We start from the raw sequence: 16257 nt of genomic DNA, 5'->3' as shown, positions 1-16257 counted from the left end.
TGCTAATTTTTTCCATTATTTGCCAGCTTCTTCAATAGTTTCAATTACTGCTAGAAACAAACAAAAACCATTAAAAATGGTGCGTTAAAGAAGTGTAACGCACCCAAGGCTATTTTGTGGAAAGTTCGGTACTCTTCAAATTAGGTTTCACTCCAGAAAATCCTGAAGAAAACTCAGGTTTTATGAATTCTTTTTTAGAGAACATTGTAGTAAATTTAAAAGGAATCTACTAGCCCGATATAATTTATGAAATTCAAGGGGAGTGGTGGGTAATGCCCGATTGGGTTTTTCACCTTGGAAAAGGCATTTGTATATCCAAAATAACTCAGGAGATTCAGGAAATGAGCGTACAAATTTCTCAAAACAATCAGCCAGAAGAAATCCGCAAAGATTTTGAAATGAAGCTGATTGCTAAAGCTTGGACAGATGAAGCATTCAGACAGCAATTGCTGAGTAATCCCAAGGCAGTAGTTGAACAAGAGTTTGGCTCGGCTCTGCCAGAAGGTATAAACGTTGAGATTATTCAGGAACCCGCAAATACTCTCTACATGGTTCTACCAGCAAAGGTTGAAAGCAATGAAGAACTTAATGAAGAAGAGTTGGAAGTCGTTACTGGAGGTTTAATTGCACCTATGTACGGAGTCGGATATGTACCCGGACAGGTATATATAGCTAACGGTAGATAATCGTTCACACTCCCCCTATCCCTCAACTATAAATCAAGGGTTTCGGGGAGCAAGCTGGGGTAGGGGTAAATAATTACAACCGGAAGCCGTAGGTCTAAATGAAAAAAGGTAGTAAGGACACAAAATTCATGTCTAGTCAATATCACAGGATAAGTTATGCTGTTTGGGAGATTACGCTCAAGTGTAATCTCGCTTGTAGCCACTGTGGTTCCCGTGCGGGCGCAGCCCGTAGCCATGAACTTTCTACAGAAGAAGCGCTGAAGTTGGTAGAGCAGTTGGCAGAAGTTGGGATTACGGAGGTAACACTCATTGGTGGTGAAGCCTTTATGCGTCCTGATTGGTTAACGATCGCAAGTGCGATCGCTTCTACTGGGATGAGGTGTACCATCACCACAGGTGGCTTTGGCATCTCCCGAGAAATGGCACAGCGGATGAAGGAAGCCGGAATCGCGCTTGTCGGCATTTCTGTGGATGGTTTAGAGGCAACTCACGACCGTTTGCGCGGTAAAAAAGGTTCCTGGCAATCAGCTTTTAGAACCATGAGTCATTTTCAGGAAGTTGACCTGCCTTTTGGCTGTAACACTCAAATCAATCGCCTGTCTGCTCCGGAATTCCCCCTAATTTACGAAAGTATTCGCTCTGCCGGTGTTAGTGCTTGGCAAATCCAGTTAACAGTGCCGATGGGGAATGCTGCAGATAATGCAGACATCCTCCTCCAACCCTATGAACTGCTGGACTTATACCCCATGCTAGCTCGTGTTGTCAGTCGTGCAAGGCGTGAAGGGGTTTCGGTTTCGCCTGGTAACAACATCGGTTACTACGGTCCATATGAGCGTCTGCTCCGGGGGCACGGACATGAATGGAGCTTCTGGCAAGGCTGTGGTGCGGGACTCAATACCTTGGGTATCGAAGCAGACGGCGCGATTAAAGGCTGTCCTTCCTTACCTACTGCGGCTTACACAGGTGGCAATATCCGCTCTAATTCCTTGCGGGAGATTGTGGAACAGGCTGAAGAACTTAGGTTTAACCTGAGTGCAGGCACCCCTGAGGGTACGGCTCATCTGTGGGGCTTCTGCAAGAGTTGTGAGTTTGCCGAACTGTGCCGAGGAGGATGTAGTTGGACAGCGCACGTATTCTTCAACCGCCGAGGAAATAACCCCTACTGCCACCATCGTGCCCTTTTTCAAGCTGAGCGCGGAATTCGAGAGCGAGTATATCTTGAGAGTGCAGCTCAAGGGCTACCCTTCGACAATGGTGAGTTTGCCATTATTGAAGAACCCCTCGATGCTCCTTGGATTGAGAACGATCCCCTACACTTCAGCGCTGAGCGCATTCAGTGGTGGTCGGATTGGCACGAGCAACCCCAAATCTCTTTACCAGTTATTGCATCTGCATTCCAGAGGTGGCAGAATTTCGAGCGACAGGTATAAGGCCATGGTAAACAAGGAGTCAAATCAAGAGCAGCCGATTCTTCCCCGCTCTCCCTGGAAGGATCGAACAGCTTGGTTCAAGCTGACGATCGTCAAAACGAAGAAAGCTTTAGACGAAGCGGAGAAAAAATTGCTCCGAGCAAATTCGGTTAGAAACTTCCAATAAATAAATCATCCATTTTGTGGGGTAGGCCAGACAGCCCGCTCTAACTAAGTGCCGCTTGTGAATGCCTGCCGCTTGTAGAGGCAGGTAGATAATTTTTTATTTGGAAGTCCCAATAATATTAAGCCTGTAGTTGGCGCTCTCCCATTAAGGCAGTAAAGATTGCACAGTATACGTAACTGCCCCAACTGGAGTTGCGATCCACTCGGGTTCTGGTTCTAATTACAAAAAAATCGGTGTCGTGTCATCCCTCATAAAGAAGATGTCAACGTCAGAGTGAGTAAATCTTCTCGCGAGTGGGTAAAGCTTGCCGATCGTCCTGGCTGGATTCATTATCAGTATCTGTAAAAGGTTGGCGACTGAACACGCCACGATTCCCTTTGGTGCCGCGCTTTACGCGATCGCCCCAACTGCATAATCGCAACCGCCGTTAGCGTTTTTATAATCATCTTCACTGGGGCTTTAATTGTGTAATCAGCAGCAGAAATAATCCCATGACGAGCGATAGCATCAAAAGTCTTTAATCGTATCGATACACAACTTTACCAAACCTGTCTTTGGCGTTATAAGTCCTTTCAAAGAATTCTCCTACCTGTTTGCCACTGAATACAGAGTCAATTACAACATTCAAGGAGCCAGAGGCATAGTCTTGAATGGCATTCTGTAAATCTTCTGTTTTTCCTATACAATTGCCAATGATCTGAATATTCTTGAGCATCATTGTTACAAATATCTCACTTGTAGTTAATCCCCGGTATTGAAATTCTTTACCAATTAAACTAGAATATTGATCGTAGAAGCCGCAGGTAATGTATCTTCCTCCGCTGGCTAATAAAGGAATTAATTTTCCAATGTGTATGTCGAAGAAGGGGTCTATTATACAATCAAAACTACCTTTTTCTTTTACAATCTCTTCTGCCAGTTCATCTGCTACCCAGTTTTCAGAATTTGGCTCAATCTGAATCAGTCTTTTGACTCCCATTTCCTTCAATTCTTTTTCAAAACGCATTGAAGTCGTGGTAGCATAAATATTGACTTTATGTTTGTTCAAGGCATTGATAGCAAACAAAGAAGTATTTGAATTGGCAGATGTCACTAAAACGTTAGAGCCTTCAGTTAAACTTAGTTTCCGTAACATACTGTAGGTAGTTTGCCCTCCGATACTAATGGTAGCAGCAACTTCATCTGGTATCTGGGGAGGTACTTTTATCAATTTAATCTGGTGAAATACCTGATACTCTGTTGAAGAATTGTTAGATGGTAGACCACCCGGAACACCTTCTATTCCTGAATTTGGATAATGATTATTCCCAATAACCTTGTCCCCAATTTGAAAATCAGTTACGTCTGAACCAATATCAATCACCTCACCTACAAATTCTGAACCTACAACATAAAAGCGGTTTAATGCTGCTTTGATAGCAGTTGTAAAAATCAAGTTTTTATCCCGATAATTGTAGGAAAAAGCGATTTTTCTCACTAAAACCTTAAATCGATTTTCAGGTATGTGCCGATCGAATTTAATATCCTCAGTATGAATGAGTCCACAGAAGATAGGAACTCCGTCCATTTCTATGGCAGTGACAAAACTAGGGCTAGATATGAAATTTTTGACATGACTACCACAAATAGCGACATTTCTCATTTCTGTAAACTTTTTTCTCCGTCTTATGTGATTTCATGTTAACCAAAGCTCAAATCAGAAACATCTGGGACATTTACTTAAAATGACAGCCAGAAATATTTTTAAGTTTGTGAATAGTATTTTTACTAATTCTAATCGATCGAGAATCATTGTTTCTCTGATTAACTGAGATATTTTCAGTGATTGACTTCAGGAAAAATATCAGAATATTTCAGTTAAATTCAGGTTGTTACAATCTGCGCGATCGACCGGAAGCCCAGTGAATAAGTGCGAAACCAGGCTTTTGCAGATACGGGATTTTTACCTATTAAATAAAATTGCTATCTTCCCATTAGGTTTCCATCAAGAAAATCTTGAAGAAAACTCAAGTTTGATGAACTCTTTTTTAGAGAAAATTGGAGTAAATTTAAAAGTCATCTACCTGCCCGATATAATTTATGAAATTCAAGGGGAGTGGTGGGTAATGCCCGATTGGGTTTTTCACCTTAACAAAGGCATTTGTAGATCCAAAATAACTCAGGAGATTGAGAAAATGACCGTACAAAGTCCTCAAAACAATCAGCCAGAAGAAACCCGCAAAGATTTTGAAATCAGACTGATTGCTAAAGCTTGGACAGATGAAGCATTCAGACGCCTGTCTGCTCCTGAATTCCCCTCTGATTTATGAAAGTATTCGCTCTGCTGGTGTTAGCGCTTGGCAAATCTAGTTAACAGTGCCGATGGGGAACGCTGCAGATCGTGCAGATATCCTCCTCCAACCCTATGAACTGCTGGACTTATACCCCATGCTAGCTCGTGTTGTCAGTCGTGCAAGGCGTGAAGGGGTTCAAACTACTGTGAAGCTCTTACAACAATTCGCAATCATTTTGAAGGAATTTGTAACTATTTTCTTAATCGAACTACATAAGAGTGTAATGGAGGGAATCAACAATCGTATTAAGTTAATTAAGCGACAAGCTTATGGGTTTGTAAACTTTTAGGACTTACGCACTGTACAAAAAGACCGGATTATGCATAATATACGCGATTGCTACTGAAAACATTGTCTGTATCTGCTGCTCAACAGCACTGCGGCGGCAAAATGTTTCAGCTATATACAATCTACGTTCCATCTTCCGAAAAGTGCATAAATTGAGTTCACTGACACCTATTTAATAAATGTAGCTATGAGGACTTATGTCCTAAGCGCTTTAAAAGCCTACTCAGTGGAGGTGATTTATGTCTTATGTACTATGGCATTCACACAATCAAAATTTTGTCAATGCGTAAGTTCTAACTTTAATAATTTTCTGTATCGGTTATTAGCCTGCTTTGGTGATTAGGACAACTGATCGCCATATATACGGAAGAACCATATTTGTTTTCAAGGAGAATAAATCATGTCTAGTGACTTTTGCAAAAAAAACTTTAGAGGAGACTTTATAATTCCCGAATTGATAACTGGCTTACTAATATTATCAATAAAATTCAATAGCTTTAATTATATCCTTGAAATTTTACTTTTTTTATTGCTATCCTTTTCCTTAAGATTAATTTTTAATAGTGCAAGTATCATTCATGGATTAGGGCATGTTCTCATTACCGTAATTGTCGATAAAAATATTAACTTTATCAATTTTACCAATATTCTTGAAAATAGAAGCGTTGATGATATTTTCAAATCTCTTATTCCTTTTAATCCACTATTTGAGCGTGGAGTTTGTCCTTGGTTAACGGCAGGGAATACAGATAATTCACGCATAAGAGCGAAAGCATTAGGAGGAATTGTATTCAATCTTATTGCTGTTGTCATCGCGCTTTTATTTCTATCTACAAAATTCAATTTATTAGTAAAAATTTTTATTGTTGCCAATCTTTTACTCGCCTTTACTTCTTTATCAGACATCGCAGCTTTTGTGACTGGAATAGCCGATTATTTCAATTGTGGAAATTTTGGGTTAGTAGGGAAAAGAAATCCCAAAGATCGTAATGAACTTTTACCAAAAAGATTTGTAGAAATTTATCAAAAAATGGGTCGCGAAACTGAAGTCCGTGGCGAACAAGCAGGCGGCGGTTTGGTTTTTGCCCGCGATCGAAATAAACAGATTGTATTAGTTGGAAAAAAAATCGTTAATATCAAAAGAGACAATTTAACAAAATCTCTAGAAGCTGCCTTTGCTTGGATCAGAAAGAAAGCAGTTTTAGCAGGGATAAAACCCCTAGAATCGACAATCATGGGAGCTTGGCATTATCGCTATGGAACCAGCAGCGCCCCTTCTATTTTAGAGACCCATTGGCACGAGTGGACGAGCGCGAGATCTGCCTCGGTTTGGCAAGTCAAAAACGGCGAATGGGTACGCACCACAAAAAACGTCAACCATCGCATTACCCACAACGGAGACTTTGATGCTTGGATGATTTTTGGTCAAGCGATCGCAAATGCCAAGCTGGGTTTGTGGTTAGAAAGAGTATTGCATACACCCAATGCAACTCATGGCGACTCCCCAAAAATTGCGGGAATGATGGATTTATTGATTACCAAGGGAATGTGGGATGCCTCAGTTAGACTTGCTTATCAACTTACCATTGCCAGTGCGATTGAGGATGCATTTGCAGGAACCGAACCGTCACCAGATGCACCAAATACAGTGCCATCTGAGGAAGAACTCAATAGCTGGACCAACATATTCGATCGCGTCTTTGAGTTTTACGCAACGCTTTTATCACATCAAGACCAGCTTTTGTGCAAAAAGTACCTCCACCGCTTTGAAGAAGATATCTTGTGGAAAATCAGTCAAAATAGTGCGAGCGCGCAATGGTCGCCGCAAAAGCAAACTGCCTTTGTCAAAACAGCAATTCATGCTTTCTTTGACAACGATCCTTATCAAGCAACAAAAATCTTTATGTCAAAAGCGGAGGGGAGTTTTGGTTTAGTAGTCGCTTCTACCTTAGATGAACAAAGGCTAGTAGTCAGTTCTAAAGGTCAGCCAATTTCCATTGGCTGCAACAGACCGCAAGAATATCTTGTCTATGCCTCCGAACCCGCCGCCGTCAATGCCGTTTTGTTTGGTTTTTCTGAGTCTTGGCGTTTGGATCTCGATCAAAAAAATGGAGAAATTGCCTCGATTTCCTATAAAGATGTGACTGTCTATTCGATGAGTGCAGGACGCGAACTGCTGAAATCGGAATTGCAGCCAAGACAAATCCCAATGGCAGGCAATCCCTACATCAAACCTCACAAAACAGAAACTGAAGACCCGGTCGAAGGAGACATTCAAGAAATTCCCCAGATAATGAGAGAAATTGAGGTATCTTGGCGCAATAGTAGGTCTTTTAACTGTCAAAGCGCCGATTATCTCGCCAATCTTTTGATGGAAAAAGCACAGCGTTTTCAACAAAAGCGCCAAAAAGCGATGCAAGCAGGAATCACAACGGAAATAGGACATTCCAAAGCTGTCGATCTGCTCGTTACTGGGGTAGAAAGTAGTCTATGGATTGGCGAAAGATTCGCTGAAGATTTAAAAACGATTTTCCCTTGTTTGCACGTCAAGACAATTTCTGCCAACGAACTTTTAAAAATCCTCCAACACGACTTTAGTCGCCTGGAATTAGGAAAACGCTCGATTGTGCTAGCGATTAGTCAGTCAGGTCAAACCTTTTCTACTCTACAAGCGACTAACGCCTGCGAGCAACTTCACCAAAAAGGAATGATTGGCGAGGTTTTTATAATGACCGAGGAATTAAATAGTCTCATGGGAGGTGCGATCGGTCAAAATTATGGCAATGGAACTGCTTTTTGTCGCCGAATCTTCACCACCAATAGCGGACGCAGAACCGCCGAACCCTGTACCCTCTCAACTGCCGCACTGCAACAAACCCTGACAGAATTGCTGTTGTATCTCGCCAAACGAATGCTACGGCGATACCCCGATTATAATCCTCTAGGTATGATGTTATCACCAGAAAGCATCCTAGAACTAGAATTAATTAAGGATGACTTTATCTATCAAAATGTTGTCACCATTACCGGAAGCACTGCTTGCAAAGGGATAGTTAAATCCCCCGAACATGAAAAACTCGTTAGAGTCGGTCGCCAATGGGCGATGCACGTTACAGAAACGCCAATTGTTTGGGGAATTCATGCATTATATGTGTTGATAACTGTTGGCTGGGCGATTCCTTTTGGTCAGACAATTCCACTGGCAAATACCCTCTTTAATTTGATTGTCTGGGTAACTGGTTTGCAGGGCGATTCATTTTTATTAACGTTTATTACCCCTGTTATGACTTTGGCTGATATTGCGATCTATGTCTTCGGGCCTTGGTTGTGGGCGTTGGCACTGCGTTGTTTTCAAGGTCGGCAACTTTTGGCCCGCACCGGAAAAAGAACTGTAGTCATTGGCGATTTACCTTGGGTACACCAACTTTTGAAATCTTATATCAGCAAACTGTTTTCTCTCAGTTACGGGATTGCTTGTGTGGAAGTACATGGCGATAATCCCCAAGATCAGATGTTGCATTGCTTCGGACATCGTATCGTCAGAGGGACGTTGATTTTTCTTGGTGTACCCGACGGACGCAGAGGTCAGATGCAAAAACAAGAAGAAAATGCAACGATAATGACGGGCAAGCAAGCGAATGGCATTAGAAATTTCGGTGCTGGGCCAGAAATTGTGGCAGTCGGACACAATCCAAAGCTTCAACGTCAGGGATTTGATGAGACGATGATTTTGTGGAGCGATATCAATTCCTTGCACCAAAAAAGCAATATGCCAATCGAAGAAAAAGAAATCGTTGAAAAATTAAGAGAATCGCGTTTTAGCTCATTTGAGCGTTTGCTGGCTGGTTATGTCTTCTTCTGGGCATTGGCGAAAAAGGTCGCTTCCTTCCCTTGCTTGCAATATCAACACTGGAAGTCTCAAAGCCGTACAAAAATTATGACTACGGCTTCGCCTGTATCGGCAGTTAATCTTGACAGTCTTCAGATAGAAAAAACTATCTTAATGGAGCAAAAGGACTCCCGTTACAGTGACAAAGGAGCTTAACGGGAGATGAATTGCGACCAGTATAAAACTGAGCGCAAGCGAATCATTAGAAGACAGGAACTCCGTCCATTTCTATAGCAGTGACAAAACTAGGGCTAGATATGAAATTTTTGACATTCCGGGGTTGGACAAGTTTGAGATTAGTCGATTAACCGTGACAAAACTAGGGCTAGATATGAAATTTTTGACATGACTACTGCAAATAGTGACATTTCTCATTTCTGTAAACTTTTTTCTCCGGATTATGTGATTTCATATTAACCAAAGCTCAATTCAGAAACCTCTGGGATATTTACTTAAAATGAAAACCAGAAATATTTTTGAGTTATTGAATAGTATTTTTACTAATTCTAATCGATCGAGAATCATTGTTTCTCTAATTAACTGAGATATTTTCAGTGATTGACTTCAGGAAAAATCTCAGAATATTTTAGTTAAATTCAGGTTGTTACAATATGCGCGATCGACCGGAAGCCCAGTGAATAAGTGCAAATCCGGGCTTTTGCAGATACGGGATTTTTACCTATTAAATAAGATGGCTATCTTTAAATTAGGTTTCACTCCAGAAAATCCTGAAGAAAACTCAGGTTTTATGAATTCTTTTTTAGAGAATATTGTAGTAAATTTAAAAGGAATCTACTAGCCCGATATAATTTATGAAATTCAAGGGGAGTGGTGGGTAATGCCCGATTGGGTTTTTCACCTTAACAGAGACATTTGTATATCCAAAATAACTAAGGAGATTGAGAAAATGACCGCACAAAGTCCTCAAAACGATCGCTCAGAAGAAACCCGCAAAGATTTTGAAATCAGGCTGATTGCTAAAGCTTGGACAGATGAAGCATTCAGACAGCAACTGCTGAGTAATCCTAAGGCAGTGGTTGAACAAGAGCTTGGCTCGGCTCTGCCAGAAGGTACAAAGGTTGAGATTATTCCGGAACCCGCAAATACTCTTTGCATCGTGCTACCACTACCAGCAAAGCCTCAAAGCAGCGAGCAACTTAATGATGAAGAGTTGGAGGCGGTTGCTGGAGGTGTGCTTACGGCTGTTCCTATGGCTATAGCTGGCTACGGGATAGCAGCACCTTGGGGACGGCTTGGTGGAAATAAGTAGTGGTAAGGCTGTCCTTCCTTACCTACTGCGGCTTACACAGGTGGCAATATCCGCTCTAATTCCTTGCGGGAGATTGTGGAACAGGCTGAAGAACTTAGGTTTAACTTGAGTGCAGGCACCCCTGAGGGTACGGCTCATCTGTGGGGCTTCTGCAAGAGTTGTGAGTTTGCCGAACTGTGCCGAGGAGGATGTAGTTGGACAGCGCACGTATTCTTCAACCGCCGAGGAAATAACCCCTACTGCCACCATCGTGCCCTTTTTCAAGCTGAGCGCGGAATTCGAGAGCGAGTATATCTTGAGAGTGCAGCTCAAGGGCTACCCTTCGACAATGGTGAGTTTGCCATTATTGAAGAACCCCTCGATGCTCCTTGGATTGAGAACGATCCCCTACACTTCAGCGCTGAGCGCATTCAGTGGTGGTCGGATTGGCACGAGCAACCCCAAATCTCTTTACCAGTTATTGCATCTGCATTCCAGAGGTAGCAGACATTTCATCAACAGGTATAAGGCCATGGTACACAAGGAGTCAAATCAAGAGCAGCCGATTCTTCCTCGCTATCCTTGGAAGGATCGAACAGCTAGGTTCAAGCTGACGATCGTCAAAACGAAGAAAGCTTTAGACGAAGCGGAGAAGAAAGTTTGGCAACGAGCAGATTTAGATTAGGAATTTCCAACAGACATCTCCAAAAATTAATTCTACGTTGCCCGAATTCCTTTGTAGAGACACGAGCGATCGCGTCTCTACATATTTATGGGGTTACCCACCTTCATAGGCAATCGCTTCCAGAAGCCGCATCAAGAAACCGGGAATCTTGCCTCACTGCATATTCTTCAATCTGCTGATTTGCTAAGGTCAAGGCATCAGACTTCTTGCGCTCCATATTGTTATTCCGATGATACAATAACGTCTCCATATTTACCAGCACAGGCTGTTCGCCGCCGGCAACGCCGGTTTTCTTGGTAGCAGTATTTTCCCGAACCCGGTAAACAACCGGGACATTTTTGCAATCGTTTTAAAGAAAATGATTATAGCGTTTCTCAGTTGAATCCGCATCTATGTTGTGGAAGCGGGTCGCATGGTCGAGGTAAGTTCCTATGAGAAACTGGTTAAAAAAGATGGATTATTTGCTCGATTGGTAGCACGGCAAATAGATCGATCGAATAATTCCGAATTCAGAATTCGGAATTATCTATCAATAACCGAATGGCACGCAAGGGTAAGCCGAAACACTTGTGGTTTAAGCAGTTTGCAATTGCTTTCGTAATTCATATCGGGGTTTTGTCATTAAGGGGAAAGCTTTCGGGGGACAAGCGATCGCCTGACCTGTCCACCCAATGCTCAATGTCATTAAAGGCTACAATGTTTTTCTTGCATAGTTTACAGCTTACCCTTGCGTGCCATTCCCAGCGAAACCCCATGTTTCTAGAAGGGTACGTGGCTTACGTTTGCTGCGACAGAACCCATCGATGTCAACATACCCTCCAGGGAATTCCGACCGTGTCGGGAGAGGTAAGTAGGGTTCCTTCACGGCTAAGCTCAGCAACCGACCATTAAGGTCTACCAGAATCTTGCGCTCCTGCAACTGTGCTACAATCAGCTGAACATCATCCCAGGAGATGTTGATTCCTGCCTGTGTACGCAGCGCTTTCACTAGCTCCCTTGGAGTCAGAGCGCGATCGCAGACCTTATACACCCAATATGCCAACCCTTCCAGGCTCAGCAAGCGCTCAGTGGCACACGGTCTGGTATCAGTAATCGTCAGGCAGTTGCCATCATCACTCATGCTCAAAATGGGTAGATCCTCTGGTCTGGAGTATCTGACTTGCCAGTACTCGCCCCATTGCTTTACCCAAGCTTTTAGTGCTTCTAGCCCTGACCAATCTGTCTTCTTACCATTTCGATCGTGTTTTTGAGAAACCAAGTCAGGACGAACTAAGTCAGCGGAATCTTCAAAGAAGTATGCAAGACCAGCGAGCGCCTCTAACGATACAGGATAGATGTATGAGTACATCCGGTTAGGCAAGAGCGTTAGCCCCCAATCTGCTGACCGTTCATGATAAGGGCTGAATCGATCGTATCGAATTCCGAAAACAAACGCGGGCGGCTGTAGATGAACGATCAGAGGCAGCCATGCAGCCATCTCGCTGTACCACTCGTCTAACTCCCCTGGAAGGTTGCTTAGGAAATTCCATGCCACGTTGATCCCAAACTCCCGAGCCCACTTCAGTAACTGGGTATTGACCCAAGCTGTAGTACCTTTATTTATCAGCTTCAAAGGACCGTCATGCATGTTTTCAATTCCCGGTTGGATCCAACGAACACCTGCCTTTGCAAGCTGTTGCATATGCTCACGACTTAGATTAGCCTTCGTTTCGTAAAAGATCGTGTACGGTTCTTCCTCAGCTGCAAGGGCAGGAAGAACCGTATTCATGTAGTCCATATCTAAGATATTATCGACGACCTCAAACTTTCGCATCCCGTACCGCTCGGTTAGTTCAGTGACCTCTTCCATCACCCGCGTCGGGGACTTGGATCGGAAAGTCATACCGCTTCCATTCAGACCACAGAACGTGCAATGGTGTTTCTGCCCCCACCAACAGCCGCGAGCAGTTTCAATGAGAAGCCCAGGCTTGATGTAGGGGGCAATTTGGGAGGTGCGGAGGGTTTCAAAGTAATCGTCGTAATCAGGTGTCGGGATCCGATCCAATTTTTCTGCGGAAGCTCTTGGTGCCTTAATTCCGACGGCGCTGGAATAACGATGAGCAGGGGCAATGACGCCGTAGGGCAACTTTGTAGGGTTAACGTCACGACCACGATCCAGGAGTTGACGGCAAAATTTAGGAAGCAGGTCGTCCCCTTCACCAGACACAATAAAATCCACCCAAGGAAACTCCCGATGAGTGGTCAGACCCATCTCCGCTTCGCAGTTGGCACCGCCCATAAACGTAATCACTTCTGGATTCAGTTCCCTAATACGTCGTAGGAGACCCAGAGAAGCACAGTGCTGCTGAAATGTGGAACTACAACCGACAATACGAGGTTGTAAATCCAGGATGGATTGAGCCACACGCTCAATGAATAACGTCGCCTTTTTGCGAACCTGCCAAAATATTTCCTGCGTCAAGTCTGCGTCAATTGATTTGATTAGGCGGAAATATTCTGAATGATCGGGTTGGAAGTCTGGGAATGCCGTGCCTGAAAATGTCCACTCACCCAAGAAGTCCATTACCAGAACATCACTAAGTGCGGTGTACACGTCGAGGCCAATCTCTTGTGCAAACCAAATATTTGGGTAGAGGACTGCGGTTTGGATCTCGCTTTGCTGCAGGCAAGCCTTGAGCAATCCAAGCGCAATCGAGGGTCGTTCAATTGAAGCATAAGGCATCAATACTAAGCACACGTCAGTCATAGCTTGCTCCTATGGAATTAGCTCTATTGCAAAAATTACTTTTAGTTATAAAAAACTGCTATAGAATAGCAGTTAACTTGACCTTGAATAAATGTTTCAAGATTTTAAGAGTGGTGGCGACAATATGGAGAATACCAATGTTGCGGGTGAGCGATTCTTTTATAGTAGAAGAATAAACCTATTAATTCAACTCAGAGAAATTTAGGTTTTCTCTGTTTTATTCATTGATTTTTCAAAAAATAATTAAATTTTCGTAAGAATTCAGGTCTGAGAGGATGTTTGAAAAGTTTTGAGGGATAAAATTTTATGCTAATCGCCTTACCATAATACGGATCGTGGCAAGATAGACAAAAGTCTCCGATGTTTCGAGTAATAACTCATAGTCTCTAACCATTCGCCGACATCCCATCAGCCAACCATAACTGCGCTGGACTACCCAACGTTTTTTGAGCAACACAAAGCCTGCGCATTTCTTGTGGTCGCAGAACCACCTGCACAATCCAGGGCGCAAAAATTCATTACCCACTGCATGAACGGTTCTCTATCAAAGCCACCATGCCAAGGGGGAAAATCCCCAGGCAACGCTCGCCATCTCACTCCTTCTACCAGAATATAGAAAATCCCATTAAGGACTTCCCACATATCGACTTCACGCTTGCGACCACCTGGTGAGGGCTTTTTTCGCTTTGGGCGCTCTTACGCCCCCCGAGGCAATCGCACTTTCCCCCGCTGAACAGTTACTATAAATAATTGGTGAATATCGAAACTTTGTTTCTCAGGAATTACAAACTAATAATTTAAAAGGATTGAAAAGTATCTAATTATTTTTTATAAACATATGAAAAAAACAGAAAAAACCTGACTTTTTACGAGTTGAATAAAAAGTTTTTTGTTTTAAGATAAAAGAGTGAATTAAATCAATCAATGATTCACAGAAAGCGGGCTATATCACATAGGTCAAAAAGTTTGACTAGTGTATATATCCCACAATCAAGTAGTTTAAATTTCGGGAGATAGAAATATGCAAGAAAATAAGACTCGTCAAGAATTTGAAGCAGATTTAGTTGCTAAAGCTTGGAAAGATGAAGCGTTCAAGCAAGAACTGCTAACTAATCCTAAGGCAACTCTTAGCAAAGAATTTGGAACTTCAATTCCAGACAACATTCAAGTGAGGGTGCTTGAAGAAAACCCCAACACTCTATATCTTGTGCTTCCTGTAAAGCCAGCTGACCTTGAAGGTGAGGGAGAACTTTCTGAGAATGCTTTAGAGGCAGTCGCTGGTGGCGCTTCTGTAGGCATTATAGGTCCAGCACAAATAGGTTATGTCAAGTGATGAAGGAAGAGGTTTCAAATACCTGAATCTTTACCTAAAAATTAATAACCCCTTTCCAAGGTGTTGGTGGAATTCTTTGCCAATCTTGAAGTGAGGGAGAACTTTAGTCAGGAGTCATCCTCACTCCTGACTTTCTTAAACAGGAATTTAAAACATTCTTTGCTTCTATAGCAATCTGCCCTTGGATTTGCAAACCCAAGAGCTAAGACTGTTGAGTGTCAACCGTTAACAGGAGCCAGCACCCATGTCGGGTTAGCCCGACCTAAGCGTCTGGCGTTCAACAGCCCAAACAAACTGTTCATAATTCTGCGGAGGATTGCTATAGTTAATTCCTAAAAACGCTCACCCTTTACAGTACTTAGATTTGGGAAAAAGAAGTATGTATGAACAAATTAATCCACAAGAATTCATGATTCGGAACGATCTCAAACGTTTTTTTGAAAAATGGCAAGCAGATCCAGATTTTAGAGAACAAGTATTTACAGATTCAGTCCAAGCGGCTTCCCGGCATAATCTGAAAGTCAATCTTGAAGAAATTAGACAGCTATGGGATACAGAATATGCTAGTCAACAGGGAGACCAAGCTTTTATTTCTCCTACGTTAGAAATTTATCAAAAATATCTTCAACAAAGCTGCAAAGAAGACTCCCTACCAAATGTTTCCACAAATCCTCAGTTTAAAGCTTGGAGAGCGCGACAGATTGCACGGAATGAGAGTCTGCACAAAAAAGCTCATCACGACGTCATAGTACATGCTTCTGTTGCCTTTGAACTAAGCAAAGGGTGTTCGGTGGGCTGCTGGTTTTGCGGTGTATCAGCACCACGGCTTGAAGATTTGTTCGTGTATACATCAGAAAATGCCAAACTATGGCGTCAAGTCTTGGAATTACTCAAAGAATTCCTTGGTCCTGCTGTAGGTCAGGGTTTTTGTTACTGGGCAACAGATCCATTAGATAACCCTGATTATGAAAAATTCCGTAGTGATTTTCATGAAATTTCCGGTAGCTTTCCCCAAACAACAACTGCTCTGGCTTTAAAAAATCCAGAACGCACGCGTTCGCTACTGAAACTTTCTAGAGAAAAGGGTCGTTATTTCGATCGGTTTTCTGTTCTTTCCTTAAAAATCTTAAACCAAATTCATGAAGAATTTAGTGCAGAAGAGCTAGCTTTTGTGACATTAGTCCTTCAAAATTTTGAATCAGATCTAGTTAAAGCTAATGTAGGAAGAGTGCGGGAGCGAAATAAGAAAAAGGCAGAATTGAGTGAATTATCTCAGGAAGATGATTTTTCCGATCAAGGAACTATTGCTTGCGTCACCGGGTTCCTGTTCAACATGGTTGACAGAACTGTTAAACTCATCAGCCCTTGTCGAGCTAGTAACCGTTGGCCTAATGGTTACATTATTTTTGATGAAGGTTCTTTTTCTAATATTGATGATTTAAGAGCTATTCT

General features: G+C 42.6%; 13 protein-coding genes and 2 pseudogenes. 11 read left to right on the top strand and 4 right to left on the bottom strand.

Features of this window, described 5'->3' with window-relative positions; genetic code table 11:
• Positions 1–272: 272 nt before the first annotated feature.
• The 3 genes from ACKTT2_RS07985 to ACKTT2_RS07975 all read left to right on the top strand — a co-directional run bounded on the left by ACKTT2_RS07985 (position 273) and on the right by ACKTT2_RS07975 (position 2282).
• The gene (locus ACKTT2_RS07985) at positions 273–686 is read left to right on the top strand and encodes an NHLP leader peptide family RiPP precursor (RefSeq protein ID WP_407885436.1); all 414 of its coding nucleotides are present in this window, start codon (positions 273–275) and stop codon (positions 684–686) included.
• 128 nt (positions 687–814) lie between these two features.
• A complete protein-coding gene (locus ACKTT2_RS07980; protein WP_407885434.1) occupies positions 815–2116 on the top strand; it encodes a nif11-class peptide radical SAM maturase 3 in 1302 nt (433 codons plus the stop codon).
• A 4-nt stretch (positions 2117–2120) separates the two neighbouring features.
• Positions 2121–2282, top strand: a complete 162-nt coding sequence (locus ACKTT2_RS07975) for a hypothetical protein (RefSeq protein WP_407885432.1) — start codon at positions 2121–2123, stop codon at positions 2280–2282.
• 517 nt (positions 2283–2799) lie between these two features.
• Here the strand turns inward: ACKTT2_RS07975 and ACKTT2_RS07970 are convergent.
• Entirely contained in the window at positions 2800–3924 is a 1125-nt protein-coding gene (locus ACKTT2_RS07970) for a quinone oxidoreductase family protein (RefSeq protein ID WP_407885430.1), read from the bottom strand.
• A 631-nt stretch (positions 3925–4555) separates the two neighbouring features.
• Between ACKTT2_RS07970 and ACKTT2_RS07965 the strand changes: the two are divergent.
• From ACKTT2_RS07965 to ACKTT2_RS07940, 6 genes and pseudogenes are all read left to right on the top strand, one after another.
• Positions 4556–4754 (top strand): annotated as a pseudogene (locus tag ACKTT2_RS07965) (heme biosynthesis protein); the annotation flags it as partial.
• Between the two features lie 6 nt (positions 4755–4760).
• Complete coding sequence (locus tag ACKTT2_RS07960) at positions 4761–4904, top strand: transposase (protein WP_407885464.1); 144 nt, start codon at positions 4761–4763, stop codon at positions 4902–4904.
• Positions 4905–5303: 399 nt separating this feature from the next.
• Positions 5304–8948, top strand: a complete 3645-nt coding sequence (locus ACKTT2_RS07955) for a class II glutamine amidotransferase domain-containing protein (RefSeq protein WP_407885428.1) — start codon at positions 5304–5306, stop codon at positions 8946–8948.
• A 751-nt stretch (positions 8949–9699) separates the two neighbouring features.
• Positions 9700–10062, top strand: a complete 363-nt coding sequence (locus ACKTT2_RS07950) for an NHLP leader peptide family RiPP precursor (RefSeq protein ID WP_407885426.1) — start codon at positions 9700–9702, stop codon at positions 10060–10062.
• A 6-nt stretch (positions 10063–10068) separates the two neighbouring features.
• Positions 10069–10545 (top strand): annotated as a pseudogene (locus tag ACKTT2_RS07945) (SPASM domain-containing protein); the annotation flags it as partial.
• A gap of 28 nt (positions 10546–10573) precedes the next feature.
• Entirely contained in the window at positions 10574–10726 is a 153-nt protein-coding gene (locus ACKTT2_RS07940) for a hypothetical protein (protein WP_407885424.1), read from the top strand.
• A gap of 721 nt (positions 10727–11447) precedes the next feature.
• Here ACKTT2_RS07940 and ACKTT2_RS07935 read toward each other — a convergent pair.
• The 3 genes from ACKTT2_RS07935 to ACKTT2_RS07925 all read right to left on the bottom strand — a co-directional run bounded on the left by ACKTT2_RS07935 (position 11448) and on the right by ACKTT2_RS07925 (position 14114).
• On the bottom strand, positions 11448–13472 hold the full coding sequence (locus ACKTT2_RS07935; RefSeq protein WP_407885422.1) for a RiPP maturation radical SAM C-methyltransferase: 2025 nt from the start codon (positions 13470–13472) through the stop codon (positions 11448–11450).
• A 304-nt stretch (positions 13473–13776) separates the two neighbouring features.
• Complete coding sequence (locus tag ACKTT2_RS07930) at positions 13777–13881, bottom strand: hypothetical protein (protein WP_407885462.1); 105 nt, start codon at positions 13879–13881, stop codon at positions 13777–13779.
• 23 nt (positions 13882–13904) lie between these two features.
• On the bottom strand, positions 13905–14114 hold the full coding sequence (locus tag ACKTT2_RS07925; protein ID WP_407885420.1) for a transposase: 210 nt from the start codon (positions 14112–14114) through the stop codon (positions 13905–13907).
• A gap of 379 nt (positions 14115–14493) precedes the next feature.
• On the opposite strand from ACKTT2_RS07925, the gene ACKTT2_RS07920 reads away from it, so the two are divergent.
• Positions 14494–14805, top strand: a complete 312-nt coding sequence (locus tag ACKTT2_RS07920; protein WP_407885418.1) for an NHLP leader peptide family RiPP precursor — start codon at positions 14494–14496, stop codon at positions 14803–14805.
• 379 nt (positions 14806–15184) lie between these two features.
• Positions 15185–16257: radical SAM family RiPP maturation amino acid epimerase (locus tag ACKTT2_RS07915; protein WP_407885416.1), on the top strand; the 1073-nt coding region annotated here is incomplete at its 3' end.

The sequence above is a fragment of the Scytonema hankhaensis NUACC26 genome (assembly GCF_045865695.1).
Lineage (GTDB): Bacteria > Cyanobacteriota > Cyanobacteriia > Cyanobacteriales > Nostocaceae > Scytonema.
The sequence above is the reverse complement of the archived record's forward strand: the minus strand, read 5'-3'. Positions and strand labels throughout refer to the sequence as shown.

Excerpts from the sequence above, each read along its gene's own strand:
- ACKTT2_RS07985 (WP_407885436.1), top strand. The coding sequence starts at position 273 with ATGCCCGATTGGGTTTTTCACCTTGGAAAAGGCATTTGTATATCCAAA.
- ACKTT2_RS07980 (WP_407885434.1), top strand. The coding sequence starts at position 815 with ATGTCTAGTCAATATCACAGGATAAGTTATGCTGTTTGGGAGATTACG.
- ACKTT2_RS07975 (WP_407885432.1), top strand. The coding sequence starts at position 2,121 with ATGGTAAACAAGGAGTCAAATCAAGAGCAGCCGATTCTTCCCCGCTCT.
- ACKTT2_RS07970 (WP_407885430.1), bottom strand. The coding sequence starts at position 3,924 with ATGAGAAATGTCGCTATTTGTGGTAGTCATGTCAAAAATTTCATATCT.
- ACKTT2_RS07955 (WP_407885428.1), top strand. The coding sequence starts at position 5,304 with ATGTCTAGTGACTTTTGCAAAAAAAACTTTAGAGGAGACTTTATAATT.
- ACKTT2_RS07950 (WP_407885426.1), top strand. The coding sequence starts at position 9,700 with ATGACCGCACAAAGTCCTCAAAACGATCGCTCAGAAGAAACCCGCAAA.
- ACKTT2_RS07940 (WP_407885424.1), top strand. The coding sequence starts at position 10,574 with ATGGTACACAAGGAGTCAAATCAAGAGCAGCCGATTCTTCCTCGCTAT.
- ACKTT2_RS07935 (WP_407885422.1), bottom strand. The coding sequence starts at position 13,472 with ATGACTGACGTGTGCTTAGTATTGATGCCTTATGCTTCAATTGAACGA.
- ACKTT2_RS07930 (WP_407885462.1), bottom strand. The coding sequence starts at position 13,881 with ATGGGATGTCGGCGAATGGTTAGAGACTATGAGTTATTACTCGAAACA.
- ACKTT2_RS07925 (WP_407885420.1), bottom strand. The coding sequence starts at position 14,114 with ATGTGGGAAGTCCTTAATGGGATTTTCTATATTCTGGTAGAAGGAGTG.
- ACKTT2_RS07920 (WP_407885418.1), top strand. The coding sequence starts at position 14,494 with ATGCAAGAAAATAAGACTCGTCAAGAATTTGAAGCAGATTTAGTTGCT.